General features: G+C 70.6%; 14 protein-coding genes. 2 read left to right on the top strand and 12 right to left on the bottom strand.

Going from position 1 to position 14,509, the window contains the following annotated elements; translation table 11 throughout:
• Positions 1-44 precede the first annotated feature (44 nt).
• A complete protein-coding gene (locus DEJ35_RS01880; RefSeq protein WP_110859282.1) occupies positions 45-422 on the bottom strand; it encodes a LysM peptidoglycan-binding domain-containing protein in 378 nt (125 codons plus the stop codon).
• A gap of 236 nt (positions 423-658) precedes the next feature.
• Between DEJ35_RS01880 and lexA the strand changes: the two genes are divergently transcribed.
• Complete coding sequence (gene lexA / locus DEJ35_RS01885) at positions 659-1,303, top strand: transcriptional repressor LexA (RefSeq protein ID WP_027464773.1); 645 nt, start codon at positions 659-661, stop codon at positions 1,301-1,303.
• Between the two features lie 198 nt (positions 1,304-1,501).
• Here the strand turns inward: lexA and hflX are convergent, their stop codons facing one another.
• Positions 1,502-3,043, bottom strand: coding sequence for a GTPase HflX (gene hflX, locus DEJ35_RS01890; protein ID WP_111191939.1), 1,542 nt, complete (start codon positions 3,041-3,043; stop codon positions 1,502-1,504).
• Positions 3,044-3,104: 61 nt separating this feature from the next.
• Between hflX and DEJ35_RS01895 the strand changes: the two genes are divergently transcribed.
• Positions 3,105-3,731, top strand: a complete 627-nt coding sequence (locus DEJ35_RS01895) for a class I SAM-dependent methyltransferase (protein WP_111191940.1) — start codon at positions 3,105-3,107, stop codon at positions 3,729-3,731.
• A 159-nt stretch (positions 3,732-3,890) separates the two neighbouring features.
• Here DEJ35_RS01895 and dapF read toward each other — a convergent pair whose 3' ends face one another.
• The 10 genes from dapF to DEJ35_RS01945 form a co-directional block, all read right to left on the bottom strand.
• On the bottom strand, positions 3,891-4,781 hold the full coding sequence (dapF, locus tag DEJ35_RS01900) for a diaminopimelate epimerase (protein WP_111191941.1): 891 nt from the start codon (positions 4,779-4,781) through the stop codon (positions 3,891-3,893).
• Entirely contained in the window at positions 4,778-5,740 is a 963-nt protein-coding gene (miaA, locus tag DEJ35_RS01905) for a tRNA (adenosine(37)-N6)-dimethylallyltransferase MiaA (RefSeq protein WP_258378417.1), read from the bottom strand. Before miaA ends, dapF begins: the two co-directional genes overlap by 4 nt.
• Before the next feature lie 49 nt (positions 5,741-5,789).
• Entirely contained in the window at positions 5,790-7,286 is a 1,497-nt protein-coding gene (gene miaB, locus DEJ35_RS01910) for a tRNA (N6-isopentenyl adenosine(37)-C2)-methylthiotransferase MiaB (RefSeq protein WP_111191942.1), read from the bottom strand.
• A 26-nt stretch (positions 7,287-7,312) separates the two neighbouring features.
• Positions 7,313-8,227 (bottom strand): regulatory protein RecX, encoded by a 915-nt coding sequence (locus DEJ35_RS01915; RefSeq protein WP_111191943.1) that lies wholly within the window; start codon positions 8,225-8,227, stop codon positions 7,313-7,315.
• The gene (gene recA / locus DEJ35_RS01920; protein ID WP_027464767.1) at positions 8,224-9,285 is read right to left on the bottom strand and encodes a recombinase RecA; all 1,062 of its coding nucleotides are present in this window, start codon (positions 9,283-9,285) and stop codon (positions 8,224-8,226) included. The genes DEJ35_RS01915 and recA overlap by 4 nt, the downstream gene beginning before the upstream one ends.
• A gap of 272 nt (positions 9,286-9,557) precedes the next feature.
• Positions 9,558-9,782 carry a DUF3046 domain-containing protein gene (locus tag DEJ35_RS01925; protein WP_027464766.1) on the bottom strand — a complete coding sequence of 75 codons (225 nt, stop codon included), beginning with the start codon at positions 9,780-9,782 and terminating at the stop codon, positions 9,558-9,560.
• Positions 9,783-9,868: 86 nt separating this feature from the next.
• The gene (locus DEJ35_RS01930; protein ID WP_027464765.1) at positions 9,869-10,177 is read right to left on the bottom strand and encodes a helix-turn-helix domain-containing protein; all 309 of its coding nucleotides are present in this window, start codon (positions 10,175-10,177) and stop codon (positions 9,869-9,871) included.
• A gap of 154 nt (positions 10,178-10,331) precedes the next feature.
• Positions 10,332-10,883, bottom strand: a complete 552-nt coding sequence (locus tag DEJ35_RS01935; RefSeq protein WP_258378407.1) for a CinA family protein — start codon at positions 10,881-10,883, stop codon at positions 10,332-10,334.
• Positions 10,856-11,500, bottom strand: a complete 645-nt coding sequence (gene pgsA, locus DEJ35_RS01940) for a CDP-diacylglycerol--glycerol-3-phosphate 3-phosphatidyltransferase (protein WP_181420006.1) — start codon at positions 11,498-11,500, stop codon at positions 10,856-10,858. Before pgsA ends, DEJ35_RS01935 begins: the two co-directional genes overlap by 28 nt.
• Before the next feature lie 5 nt (positions 11,501-11,505).
• Positions 11,506-14,439: a DNA translocase FtsK gene (locus DEJ35_RS01945; protein WP_111191944.1), complete on the bottom strand. Its 2,934-nt coding sequence runs from the start codon at positions 14,437-14,439 to the stop codon at positions 11,506-11,508.
• Between the last annotated feature and the right edge of the window lie 70 nt (positions 14,440-14,509).

Genomic DNA, 14,509 nt, shown 5'->3' on the forward strand with positions numbered 1-14,509 from the left:
TCACCGTGCGACGACCAGCCGTCTGGACGGCGCTGCCCGAGTGGCTACTCGCCGTCGGTGTACTTCGTGGGGATGGCGATCTCTTCGCCGGCCTGCAACGCGGAGCCGTCGAGCGCGTTGAGGCTCACGACGTCCTGCACGAAGTCGCGCGGGTCCGAGTCGGGGGCCGTCTGCTCGGCCAGCTGCCAGAGGGTCTCGCCCGGCTGGATCGTCACGGTCTCGAACTGGGTGCGGGCGCCGCCGGCGGTGGCGTCACCGGCGGAGGCCTGTCCACCGTTCAGCACACCGAGGGCGACGACGATGAGGAGCGGGAGCGCGGCGAGCGTCGTGAAGACGATGCGGCCGCGACGCGTCAGACGCAGGCGGGTACGCACGGCGGGCGCCGCGGTGCGCTGGATGTCAGCGATGGCGATGGTGCTCATGTCGTTCTTGCCTTCCCGTTCGGTGGAACCGAAGTCGTGTACCGAACATAGTTTCGAATCAGATGACGCACAAGTCCTGGGAGGGGATTTCTGCGGGGTTTTCTTGCGACACGCTCGAACAGGTGTTTGTCCGGCCCTGGCTGGTCGGATACTGTTTCGATCGACTGGGACAAGCCTGACGGGGACCACCGACATTCCCGCCGTGGCCGGACCGGCACCGACGAAAGCGAGACGACGTGGTGGACGAACTGCGGGGCCAGAAGCCGCTGACGCCGAAGCAGCAGGCGATCTTCGACGCGATCCGTGCGTCGATCGCCTCACGGGGCTACCCGCCGAGCATGCGCGAGATCGGCGACGCCGCCGGGCTCTCCTCGCTCTCCAGCGTCTCCCACCAGCTCGGCCAGCTCGAGCTCGGGGGCTGGATCCGCCGCGACCCGAACCGGCCGCGTGCGCTCGAGGTCCTGGTCGACGAGCCGTCGTCCGACGTCGGCGGCCCGGACATCGACGCCACCACGCTCGTGCCGCTCGTCGGCCGGATCGCCGCAGGTGTCCCGATCACCGCCGAGCAGCACGTCGACGAGATCATCCCGCTCCCCCGACAGCTCGTCGGCACCGGCGAGCTCTTCATGCTCAAGGTCGTGGGTGAGTCGATGATCGACGCCGCGATCTGCGACGGCGACTGGGTCGTCGTCCGGTCGCAGCAGACCGCCGAGAACGGTGACATCGTCGCGGCCATGCTCGACGAAGAGGCCACGGTCAAGGTCTTCCGCCAGCGCGACGGTCACACGTGGCTGCTGCCGCGCAACTCCGCCTTCGAGCCGATCCTCGGCGACGCGGCCTCGGTCCTCGGCAAGGTCGTCGCGGTCCTCCGCTCTCTCTGACCGCCTCCCGCGCTGTACCGGCGCGAGACGCCGTCGTCACCGTACGACGCCCCCTGCACGACGAAACGCCGCCGGATCCGGCGGCGTTTCGTGTGTTCCGGGGCGTCTCGGTGACAGGACGGTGTCCGGCGGACCCGTGACGGGCCTCCAGGCCGCGCGGCAGCGCTCGCCAGCGCCAGCGCCCACCGGAGCCGGCCGTCAGACGGTCGGGACCGGCGTGACCACGTAGGGCTCGAGCTCGGCGACCTGCCGCTGGAAGACGCGCACCCGCAGGCGTGTGCCGTCCTCGACGTAGTCGACCGACTCGACCGAGCCGGTGTCGTGCAGCGACGACACCAGGTCGCCGCGGTCGTACGGCACCACGATCGTCAGGTCGACGTCGGGCTCGGGCAGGCGGTCCTCGATGACGCTGAGGAGCTCCGGGACGCCCTCGCCGGTGCGCGCCGACACGAACACCGCGTCCGGCACGAGTCCGATGAGCACGAGGCGCTGCGCGTCGTCGATCAGGTCGGCCTTGTTGAAGACGACGATCTCCGGGATGTCGCCGGCACCGACGTCGCCGATGACCTCGCGCACGGTGGACAGCTGCGCCCCGGGGTCGGGGTGCGAGCCGTCGACCACGTGCACGATGACGTCGGCGTCGCCGACCTCTTCGAGGGTGGAGCGGAAGGCCTCCACCAGCTGGTGCGGCAGGTTGCGCACGAAGCCGACGGTGTCGGCGAACGTGTACTCACGGCCCTTGGTGCTCTCGGTCCGGCGGACCGTGGCGTCCAGCGTCGCGAACAGCTGGTTCTGCACCAGCACGCCCGCGCTCGTGAGCCGGTTGAGCAGCGACGACTTGCCGGCGTTGGTGTAGCCCGCGATCGCGACGCTGGGCACCTCGTTGCGGTTGCGCTCGGCACGCTTGGCCTCGCGCGCGGGGCGGAACCCGGCGATCTGGCGGCGGAGCTTGGCCATCCGGGTGTGGATGCGACGCCGGTCGAGTTCGATCTTGGTCTCACCGGGGCCACGCGAACCCATGCCGGCGCCGCCGGAGACCTGACCACCGGCCTGCCGGGACATCGAGTCACCCCAACCACGAAGTCGCGGCAGCAGGTACTCGAGCTGGGCGAGTTCGACCTGTGCCTTGCCCTCGCGGCTCTTGGCGTGCTGGCTGAAGATGTCGAGGATCACGGCCGTGCGGTCGATCACCTTGACCTTCACGACGTCCTCGAGCGCACGGCGCTGCGAGGGAGCGAGCTCGGTGTCCGCGATCACGGTGTCGGCGCCGGTGGCCTTCACGATCATCGCGAGCTCTTCGGCCTTGCCCTTGCCGAGGTAGGTCGAGGCGTCCGGGTGGGGCCGGCGCTGCAGGAGCCCGTCGAGCACGACCGCGCCGGCCGTCTCGGCAAGGGCGGACAGCTCGCGCAGGGAGTTCTCGGCGTCCTGCGCGTCGCCCTGGGGGTACACGCCGATGAGGACGACCCGCTCGAGCCGCAGCTGGCGGTACTCGACCTCGGTGACGTCCTCGAGTTCGGTGGAGAGGCCGGCGACACGGCGCAGCGCCGCTCGGTCCTCACGGTCGTACTGGTCGCCGTCGCCGGTCCAGCTGCGGTCGTCGACCGACTGCGTCTGGATGGCCTGGGCGGGTGCGAAGATGGACGATGCTGCGCGGTGGTCTGCGTTGCGCAGCACCCTCTCGACGACACCGTCTGCGCTGTCGTCGTTGGTCTGGTTGTTCTGCTGATGGGTATCCGTCATCCTGTGCACAGGCTACCTCCGGAGGCCCTCCGACACACTCGGTTGCCGGTACGGTTCATCCATGGCGAACGACCACTACTTCTCGGCCACCCCCGAGAGCGAACTCCGGCCGCGCCAGGTGCACGTCACGCTCGCCGGTCAGCCCCTCACCCTGTCGACCGCTGCGGGGGTCTTCAGCCCCGACGGCGTCGACCGCGGCACGAAGGTCCTGCTCGGTTCGGTGCCGGCACCCGCCGCCGACGGAGCGCTGCTCGACATCGGCTGCGGCTGGGGCCCGATCGCGATCACCATGGCACTGCAGTCCCCCGACGCACACGTGTGGGGCGTCGACGTCAACGAGCGGGTGCTCGGCCTCGCGCGCGCCAACGCGGCTGCTGCGGGGGCGTCGAACGTCACGATCGCGCTGCCCGACGACGTCCCGGCCGACCTGCGCTTCCGCACGATCTGGTCGAACCCGCCGATCCGTGTCGGCAAGGACGAACTGCACCAGATCCTGCTGACGTGGCTGCCCCGGCTCGAGGTCGGGGGCGACGCCTGGCTCGTCGTGTCGAAGGACCTCGGGGGCGACTCGCTGCAGAAGTGGCTCGTCGGGGCACTCGGCGAGGGGTTCTCGGTCACCCGGGAGTCGACGGCCAAGAGCTTCCGCGTCATCCGGGTGCGCCGCAGCGCGGAGGCTCGCAGTTCGTGAGCAGGAATGGTCGGGTCGCCCCTGGGCGCCCGACCATTCCTGCTCACGAAGCGCCCGCGCGCCGCGCGACCGCCGCGCCGCGCGACCGCCGCGCCGCGCGATCGCCGCGCCGCGCGACCGCCGCGCCGCGCGACCGCCGCGCCGCGCGCCGCGTCCGCCTCAGACCGTCAGGTCGCCCGAGAACACGAGCTCGGCGGGCCCGGACAACGACACGTGTTCGCCATCCTCGGTCGCCGTCATCCGCACCGTCAGCAGCCCGCCCGGCACCCGCACCCGCCAGGTGTCCGGCGCCCCGGCACCGACCCAGTAGCGGGTGGCGAGGGCAGCCGCGACGGCCCCGGTGCCGCACGAGAGCGTCTCTCCGCTCCCCCGCTCGTGCACCCGCATCGTGATCTCGCCGACGCCGTCCTTGATGAGGGGGTCGCCGGGCAGCACGAACTCGACGTTCGCACCGTGCTCCGGCGCCGGGTCGAGCACCGGCAGGAAGGTCAGGTCGAGGTCGGCCAGTTCGTCCTCGGTCTCGACGGCGACGACCACGTGCGGGTTGCCCACGTCGATGCCGATGCCGGGCCGCGCCCCGTCGAGGTTCTTGGCCCGCACGAGCACGTCGTCAGAGCCCCCGCCCTCGATGCCCAGGCCCCAGCGGCCGAGGTCGGCGGCGAACCCGTTCGTGGTGCGCTGAATGTCGACCAGCCCCTTGCGGCTGCCGACGGTGAGCGTCTCGCCGGGAGCGAGCTCGACCAGGCCGGACTCGGTCAGGTACCGGGCGAACACGCGGATGCCGTTGCCGCACATCTCCGCGATCGTGCCGTCGGCGTTGTGGTAGTCCATGAACCACGTCGCCTCGGGCTCGACGGCCACGAGCGCACGCCCCTCGGGGATCGCCTCGGACCGCACCGCGCGGATCACACCGTCGCCGCCCACGCCGAAGCGTCGGTCCGCGATCGCGCGGATCCGCTCGGGGGTCAGGTCGACGGTGGCGTCGGGGTCGGCGAACAGGACGAAGTCGTTGCCGGTCCCCTGGCCCTTGGTGAAGTGCAGCTCGGTCACGGCACGATCCTACGGGCCAGTTCCGACAGGTCGCCGCGGTCCGCCCCTGTGACGTCGAGCGTCTCGGCATCGGCGTACCGGCGGAACCAGGACACCTGCCGCCGGGCGTACTTCCGGGTCGCGATGCCGGTCGCCTCGACCGCATGCTCGCGCGTGGCTGTGCCGGCGAGCACCTCGAGCGCCTGCGAGTAGCCGATGGCGCCGCGCGCGGTCCTGCCCTGCTCGAGTCCCTGCTCGCGGAGCGCCGCGACCTCGTCGACGAGTCCGGCCTCGAACATCCGCGCGGCCCGCTCGTGCAACGCCGACACGAGCTGCTCGCGGTCACGCCGCAGGTGCAGGATCCGGGACGGTCGCCAGGCGCGGGGCGAGGCCGGGAGGCTCGGGGTCACGACCTCGGATCGGCTCGCGATCTCGAGTGCACGGATCAACCGCCGTGGGTTGCGTGCGTCGATCGTCGCGGCGGCCGCCGGGTCGAGGGCGCGGAGTCGCTCGAGCAGGATGCCCGGGCCGAGCTCCTCGTGCTCGCGCTCGAGCTGCGCGCGGAGCGCGGGGTCGGTGCCCGGGAACGCCAGGTCGAACAGCACCGCGGAGACGTAGAGGCCACTGCCACCGACGAGGACGGCCACGCCACCGTCGGCCTGGATCCGGTCGACGTCGGCTCGGGCGGCGACCTGGTACGCCGCGACGCTCGCCTCGTCGGTGACGTCGAGCACGTCGAGCTCGTGGTGCGGGATGCCGTGCCGTTCGGCCGGGGGGAGCTTCGCGGTACCGATGTCCATGCCCCGGTACAGCTGCATGGCGTCCGCGTTGATGATCTCCGCGGGGCGACCGGCAGCACGCAGCCGCTCTGCGATCGCGATGCCGAGGTCGGACTTCCCGGTGCCCGTCGCCCCGACGACCGCGATCAGGTCGGCAGTGGCAGCGCCACCGGCACCGGCACCGGCACCGGCACCGGACAGCGTTCCGGAGGCGGCGGGCGGAACACCCGACGGTCCGGCGGTCGGCAGGTCAGCGCCCGACACGGAGCGTGGGCAGCCCGAGCGAGACCGGACGGGGTCCGTCGCCCGCGGCGGCAGCGGGTGTGGGCACGCCGCAGCTCTCCGCCTGCGCGCGGTCCCAGGCGTCACCGGCCCGGGTGCGTCGGATGCGCAGCGGAGCGTCGTCGTCGGCGAGCAGGAAGTGGGGTGCGGCACGGGTGACGTCGACGGTGACCACGTCGCCGGGGCGCGGGACCTCGGAGCCGGCGGGCACGGTGAAGTGCACGAGCCGGGAGTCCTCCGCGCGACCGGAGAGCCGGCGGGTGGCGTCGTCCTTGCGCCCTTCGCCCGAGGCGACGAGCACCTCGACGCTCCGGCCCACCTGCAGCGCGTTCTCTTCCGCGGTGATGCGTTCCTGCAGGGCGACGAGTCGCTCGTAACGCTCCTGCACGATGTGCTTCGGCAGCTGGTCGTCCATCGTCGCCGCCGGCGTGCCCGGACGGATCGAGTACTGGAACGTGAACGCCGAGGCGAACCGCGCCTGCTCGACGACGCGCAGCGTGTCGTCGAAGTCGGCGTCGGTCTCGCCGGGGAACCCGACGATGATGTCGGTGGAGATCGCCGCGTGCGGGATCTTCGCGCGGACGCGGTCGAGGATGCCGAGGAACCGCTCGCTGCGGTAACTCCGGCGCATGGCCTTGAGCACGCGATCGGAACCCGACTGCAGCGGCATGTGCAGCTGGGGCATCACGTTCGGGGTCTCCGCCATCGCGTCGATGACGTCGTCGGTGAAGGCCGCCGGGTGCGGGCTCGTGAAGCGGACGCGCTCGAGCCCCTCGATGGCGCCGGTGGCCCGAAGCAGCTTGCCGAACGCCTGTCGGTCGCCGAACTCGACCCCGTAGGAGTTCACGTTCTGCCCGAGCAGCGTGACCTCGATCGCGCCGTCGTCGACGAGCGCCTGGACCTCGGCCAGGACGTCACCGGGACGGCGGTCCTTCTCCTTGCCGCGGAGCGAGGGGACGATGCAGAACGTGCAGGTGTTGTTGCAGCCGACCGAGATCGAGACCCACCCACTGTGCGTCGAGTCGCGCTTGGTGGGCAGCGTCGACGGGAAGACGTCGAGTGCCTCGAGGATCTCGATCTGCGCCTCGTCGTTGTGCCGCGCCCGCTCGAGCAGGGTCGGCAGCGACCCCATGTTGTGCGTACCGAAGACGACGTCGACCCACGGCGCCTTCTCGAGGATGACGTTCTTGTCCTTCTGCGCCAGGCACCCGCCGACGGCGATCTGCATGCCGGGGTGCTCGCGCTTGATCCCCGCGAGCTGCCCGAGGTTGCCGTACAGCCGGTTGTCCGCGTTCTCGCGCACCGCACAGGTGTTGATGACGACGACGTCGGCCTGCGCACCGTCCGCCGCGGTGTAGCCCGCGGCCTGCAGGGACCCGCTCAACCGCTCGGAGTCGTGCACGTTCATCTGGCACCCGTAGGTGCGGACTTCGTAGGTGCGGGGGCGCGCTTCGACGGTGGCCATGGTCGTTCCAGTGTAGGTCGGAGCGACTACTCGAACCGTACGGTCCCGCGGCCGGGTTGCGGCCGTTTCCCACCGCCGTCGAGGGCACGTGCAACAGCAATCCGGACGACGCCGGAGCTGTAGCCCTTGCGCATCAGGAAGCCGGACAGACGGCGTTCCGCAGTGGCCCGGTCGAGCCCGCGCATCTGCGGCGCCCGCTTGTCGGCGAGTTCCTGCGCGCGGAGGAACTCGTCGTCCTCGTCATCGGCGGCTTCGTCGAGCGCGGTGTCGATCGCCATCTGGTCGATCCCCCGGCGACGGAGCTCCGTCACGACACCCTGTCGACCGAGGCCTTTGCGGGCGTGCAGTCGATCCACCAGGTCGGTGGCGAGGGCGACGTCGTCGAGGAGCCCGACACGGGTCAAGCGTTCGATCTCGTGCTCGACCACGTCGGGATCGAGGTCCTGCTGCAGCAGCAGGGTCCGCATCTCGGACTCGCTCACGCCCTTGCGCCCGAGAGCGCGCAGGCTGATCCGTTCGGCATCCGCCCGCTGTTCGTCGAGCGGACGCGGTGCGTCGGCCGGGTCGATCTCCTCGCCGCCGGCGATGGAGAACACCGACGCGGTGCTGGCATCAGCCGTCTCGGAGTCGTAGCCGTCCTGCTCCGCACGGCTCGAGCGCCCGCTGCCGTCGCCGATCACGGGCGACACCCACGCTGCCGGCCCGCGGGCACCGTGCAGCGGCACCGGCGAATCGGCGTCGAACGATGCGGGGAACTCGTCCACCCGGCTTTCGTCCGACTCGGGCAGCGCCCAACCATCGGTGTCGCGCGGTTCGTCCGGTGACACCGGAGGCTCGGGGATCGCGGGCGTCACCGGGGTGACGGGGGCGCGACGACGCGACCTCGCACCGAACAGGTCGGTGACCGGTGCGAGGCCGTCGTCGTCGTGGTCGGTGCTCACGCGCCCTTGCGCTCCGCGAGCTTCGGCGCGATCGACTCGACCGGGGCATCTTCGGCCTTGGCGCCACCGACGCCGAGCTTGGCGAGGATCTTGCCTTCGATGTCGGCAGCGATCTCGGGGTTCTGGATCAGGAAGGAACGCGAGTTCTCCTTGCCCTGCCCGAGCTGGTCGCCGTCGTAGGTGTACCAGGCACCCGACTTCTTGACGATGCCGTGGTCGACACCGAAGTCGAGCAGCGAGCCTTCGCGCGAGATGCCGACGCCGTACAGGATGTCGAACTCGGCCTGCTTGAAAGGCGGCGCCATCTTGTTCTTGACGACCTTGACGCGTGTGCGGTTGCCCACCGCGTCGGTGCCGCTCTTGAGCGTCTCGATGCGACGGATGTCGAGGCGGACGGACGCGTAGAACTTCAGCGCCTTACCGCCCGAGGTCGTCTCCGGCGAACCGAAGAACACGCCGATCTTCTCGCGCAGCTGGTTGATGAAGATCATCGTGGTCTGCGTCTGGTTCAGGCCACCGGCGAGCTTTCGCAGGGCCTGGGACATGAGGCGTGCCTGCAGACCGACGTGCGAGTCGCCCATCTCGCCCTCGATCTCGGCGCGGGGCACGAGGGCCGCGACGGAGTCGATGACGATGAGGTCGATGGAGCCGGAGCGGACCAGCATGTCCGCGATCTCGAGCGCCTGCTCGGCGGTGTCGGGCTGCGACACGAGCAGGGCGTCGATGTCGACACCGAGCTTCTTGGCGTACTCGGGGTCGAGCGCGTGCTCGGCGTCGATGAAGGCCGCGATGCCACCGGCGCGCTGGGCGTTGGCGATGGCGTGGATGGTGAGGGTCGTCTTGCCCGACGACTCCGGGCCGTAGATCTCGACGATGCGGCCACGGGGCAGGCCACCGATGCCGAGCGCGACGTCCAGCGCCACCGACCCGGTCTGGATGACGTTGACGGGGGCGCGTTCGTCCGAACCGAGGCGCATGATCGCACCCTTGCCGAACTGCCTGTCGATCTGTGCGAGTGCGGTCTCGAGGGCCTTCTCGCGGTCTGCCGGTGATGGCATGGGGTGCTCCTTCGTGCTCGTGTTCGGCCGCCTGTAGGCTGTCGCGTCCACGCCGGCCGATGGTGCAAGGCCGATGGTTCTGCGACAAGGCTTCGGGCTGTTCCCGATGTCCATCAACCTATGGCGAGCCACCGACATCACTGCCGACGGTCACGCGATCTGTGGATGGAACACCCGGGCGACGCCGCTGTGGAGGAAGCTACCACCGATCGAACACGCGTTCGAGCAACACGCCGAACACAGTTTCGGGTACCCGGCCTCGCGGAACCGCCTCAGTCCTGGGGTTCGGCCAGGCCCTTGCCGTGCCGACGGTCCATCGGGACGTCCTGCGAGTCGCAGAGCGCGTCCCACACCCGGCGGGCATCGACACCGGCGGCGAGGGCGTCCACGGCGGAGCGACCGCCGAGCCCTTCGAGCACGACGTCACGGGTGACCACGGAACCGTAGGCCTCACCGAACACCTGGTCGACGGCTCGCCAGAACTCACTCACGCGCATCCGACCAGCCTAGGCGCGTGGTCGTGGGCCGGAACGCAGAACGCCCCCGCCGGGAAGGACCGGCGGGGGCGTTCGGTGCGATTCGCTCAGCGCACCGCGAGGTCGTTGTCGAACTCGGCGACGAGGTCGTCCGGGAGCGTGTCGGGGACGGGGGTCAGCCCCTCGACGATCGCGAGGCGGTCGCCCACTTCGCGCATGATGGTCGAGATGGGCGTGTCCAGAGCATCCGCGACGGACGCGAGGATCTCCGAGCTGGCTTCCTTCTGCCCGCGCTCGACCTCACTGAGGTACCCGAGCGCGACACTGGCCTTGGACGCGACCTGACGGAGGGTCCGGCCCTTCTGCAAGCGGAAGTCCCGGAGCACATCGCCGATTTCCTGACGAACGAGAACCATGAGAACTCCTCCTCTCTGTCGTCTCCGCGCCCGCTCGGTCCGGTGGATCGAGTTCGGGTTCAGCAACAATAGCGTTGCCGGTTGCAGCATGTTAGCCAGGCTGGCTGCCGTACTGCTGGAGATTTCGTGAGATGTAACCCAGTGGAAACGGGACCTATTCCCGGCCCCGGACCTCGGACGACATCCGTGCAAGGAGTTCGGAGACGGTGGCGTGCCGGATTGCTCCCCGGTCACCGTCGAGGTGCAGCTCGAAGGCCTCAGCCCCCGCGGCGGAGGCGATCCCCACGTACACGGTGCCGACGGGCTTGCCGTCCTGCGGATCCGGGCCGGCGACGCCCGTCGTGCTGATCCCCCACGTCGCGGGTTCCCCGTCGACGGACAGCGCGATCCGGACACCGGCGGCCATCTGCCGGGCGACCTCCGGGTGCACGGCACCCTCGGCATCGAGCAGCTCCGCCGAGACCCCGAGCACGGAGTGCTTCACGGGCGTCGCGTAGGCCACGACGCCGCCGCGGACGACGGCGCTCGCCCCCGGCACGTCGACGAGGGTCGCGACCACGAGGCCGCCGGTCAGCGACTCCGCCACGGCGAGGGTCTCGCCCCGCGCCGTCAGTTCGGCGATGAGTCCCGGTGCGACCGGGACGGGAGGGGCGGCCTGCGTCGAGCGCTCGGGTCCGGTCAGGCGGGGGTGCGGTTGTGCTTCCATGCCTGCCAGAGGTAGTCGATCCCGCTCAGGATCGTTGCCAGGAACGCGGCCGTCATCAGGATGCCGTTGACCCAGTGCGCCCAGTCGCCGACCAGGTTCCACCACGGGAACAGCGCGGCCGTCAGGGCGACGGCCTGCAGCACGGTCTTGATCTTGCCGCCGCGGCTGGCCGGGATCACCCGGTCGGAGAGCACCGCGAACCTGAAGACCGTGATGCCGATCTCGCGCACCATGATCAGCACGGTCACGTACCAGGGCAGCTCGGCCAGGATCGACAGCGCCACCAGCGCACCCCCGATGAGGACCTTGTCGGCGATCGGGTCGACGAGCTTGCCGAAGTCCGTGACCAGGTTCTGCCGACGGGCGATGATGCCGTCGGCGCTGTCCGTGACGATCGCCACGACGAAGACGACCGCCGCCCAGATGCGCAGGGGTCCGTCGTCGCCGGCGTCGGCGAGCAGCAGGACGAAGAACAGCGGCGCCATCAGGATCCGCACCACCGTGATGATGTTCGCGACGTTCGCGGTCGACGCCGGGCCGGGGCCCTTGCGCAGCAGCCGCCCGCGCCACGGGAACCGTGCGCCGTGCGTGGTGTTCGTGCTGTCCGAGGCGGTCATCGCCGTCACTCCCTGCCCGTCAGTCCCCACGCGTCCTCATCGGGCTCGTCGTGGACTTCATCGTACCCGCGGGTCATGTCCCCGACCGGGTCTGCTCCGTAGCGGTCACCGTCGCCGGACGGCGTCGGCGCCGGCGCTGCCGGAGCGGCCGCGGCGGGCGGCTCCTCGCCGCGGAGCTTCGCGAGCACCGCGGGCAGCTGGTCGGCGGTCACCAGGACGTCGCGGGCCTTCGAGCCCTCGGACGGCCCGACGATGTCACGCGACTCCATCAGGTCCATCAGGCGACCGGCCTTGGCGAAACCGACGCGGAGCTTGCGCTGCAGCATCGACGTCGAACCGAACTGGGTCGACACGACCTGTTCGACGGCCGCGAGCAGCAGTTCGAGGTCGTCGCCGATGTCGGCGTCGATCTCCTTGCGCTCGACCACGGCCTGGACGTCCTGGCGGTACTCGGGCTGCGCCTGCCGCGTGACGTGCTGGACGACCTCGGCGACCTCGCCCTCCTGCACCCAGGCGCCCTGCACGCGGAGCGACTTGGACGAACCCATCGGCAGGAAGAGCGCGTCGCCCTGACCGATGAGCTTGTCGGCACCGGGCTGGTCGAGGATGACGCGGGAGTCCGTGACGCTCGTCACCGCGAAGGCGATGCGCGACGGCACGTTCGCCTTGATCAGCCCGGTGATGACGTCGACCGAGGGGCGCTGCGTCGCGAGCACCAGGTGGATGCCGGCGGCTCGCGCGAGCTGGGTGATGCGGACGATCGACTCCTCGACGTCACGCGGAGCCACGAGCATGAGGTCGGCGAGCTCGTCGACGACGACGAGCAGGTACGGGTACGGCTTGAGCTTCCGCTCGCTGCCCGCGGGCAGGACGATCTCGTTGTTCTCGATCGCCTTGTTGAAGTCGTCGACGTGGCGGAACCCGAACGACGCCAGGTCGTCGTACCGCATGTCCATCTCCTTCACGACCCACTGCAGCGCTTCGGCCGCCTTCTTCGGGTTCGTGATGATGGGCGTGATGAGGTGCGGGACACCGGCGTAGATCGAGAGCTCGACGCGCTTCGGGTCGACCAGGACCATGCGGACCTCGGACGGCTTCGCGCGCATCAGCAGCGACGTGATCATCGAGTTGATGAACACCGACTTGCCGGAACCGGTGGAGCCGGCGACGAGCAGGTGCGGCATCTTCGCCAGGTTCGCGACGACGAAGCCGCCCTCGACGTCCTTGCCGACGCCGATCGTCATCGGGTGCTTCGACTTGCGGGCGGCGTTCGAGCGCAGCACGTCGCCGAGCGAGACGATCTCGCGGTCGGTGTTCGGGATCTCGACGCCGATGGCGCTCTTGCCCGGGATCGGCGACAGGATGCGGACCTCGTTCGAGGCGACCGCGTACGACAGGTTCTTCGACAGGGCCGTGACGCGCTCGACCTTGACGCCGGGGCCGAGCTCGATCTCGTACCGGGTCACCGTCGGCCCGCGGGAGAACCCGGTGACCTTCGCGTCGACCTTGAACTCGGTGAGCACCCCGGTGATGGCGGCGACGATGTCGTCGTTCGCCTGGCTGCGCGCGACCGAGGGCGTTCCGGAGCTCAGCGTGGTGGCGGCGGGCAGTCGATAGGGCTTCGACGGGTCCTCGTCGGACCCGGCGGCGGCCGCGCTGAGCTCGGCGTCGGCGTCGATGTCCTCCGGCTCGTCGACGATCTCGGGCTCGGACAGCACCTCGGGCACCGCGGGACGGATGTCGGCCGTCGGCTCCGGCCGCGCGGGGACGTCGGTGCCGAACGCGCGGAGCGCCTGCTCGGCGTCCTGCAGGTCCTGTTCGACGGAGTCGTTGAGGTTGACCGACGCGGGCTCGGCCGGTGTGAGGTCGACGAGCCCGGCGGCGGCACCGGCGTTCGGGCTCGCAGCGGGCACGACGGGCGCAGCAGGCGCAGCAGGCGCGACGGCAGCGGCAGCCGGGGCGACCCCGGTGGCCGGGGGCAGCACCGGGCTGTCGTACGCCGGGTCCTCTTCGCGCCCGGACTTGTTCCGGCGCCACCACGGCACGTTGTCGCCATCGGCTTCGGCGGCGGCAGCGGCCTGCTCGTCACCGAACCCGAGGTCGTCGAACAGCTGGAAGTCGGCGTCGCCCTTCTTGCCGCGCTTGGACGCGCGGGCGCGGGCGGCGGGCTCCGCCACGGCGGCGGCGTCGGCCTCGGGTTCGGCCGCGGGGGCCGGTGCGCCGAACAGGTAGGCGTAGAGCTCGTGCAGTCGGCGACCGAGCTTGTTCGGCGGCGTCTTGGTGATGATGAAGAGCGAGAGCACCAGCAGCACGATCGCCACGGGCACAGCCACCCAGGCGGTCGCGATCGTGACGAGCCAGCCGATGACCACCCAGCCGAGCACCCCGCCGGCGGCGGCGAGCGCGGGCATGCCGTCGGCCGCGCTCGGTCGGCCACCGAAGACGTGGCAGAGCGAGGCGATCGACACGATCAGGATGCCCAGGCCGATGCCGATCCGGGTGTTGTCGTGCACGGAGGCCGGGTGCCGGAACAGCCACCCGGCGAACACGATCATGATGACGGGCAGGGCGAACGCCAGGCGACCGAACAGTCCACCGAACGTGTACGCGTCGAGTGCGACGGAGACGCTGTTGGTCGGGTTGAGCCACTCGACGACCCCGCCGGCGATGGCCAGCAGGAACAGCAGGAACGGGAACCCGTCGCGCCGCTGGTCCTTCTCGAGGGTCTCCTTGCCGAGCAGCCGGAACATCGCGCCGACGCCGTGCGCCATCGCGAGCCAGAAGGTCACGAGCGGGTTCTGCTCGCGGAACACCGGCGTGGGCGCGGCCTGCGGCAGCTTCTTCGTCGTGGCCTGGGTGCGCGACGAACCGCGCGTCCCGTTGCCACGGGACGACGTGGACGCGCGCGAGCGCGTGGTCGACTTGGTGCCTCCGGCCATGGGCAGAACCCTAACGCCCGCTCAGGACAAACGCAGGAAGGCCCGCCGCAGCGTCCGTGACGGACGCTGG

The organism is Curtobacterium sp. MCPF17_051 (genome assembly GCF_003234595.1).
Lineage (GTDB): Bacteria > Actinomycetota > Actinomycetes > Actinomycetales > Microbacteriaceae > Curtobacterium > Curtobacterium flaccumfaciens.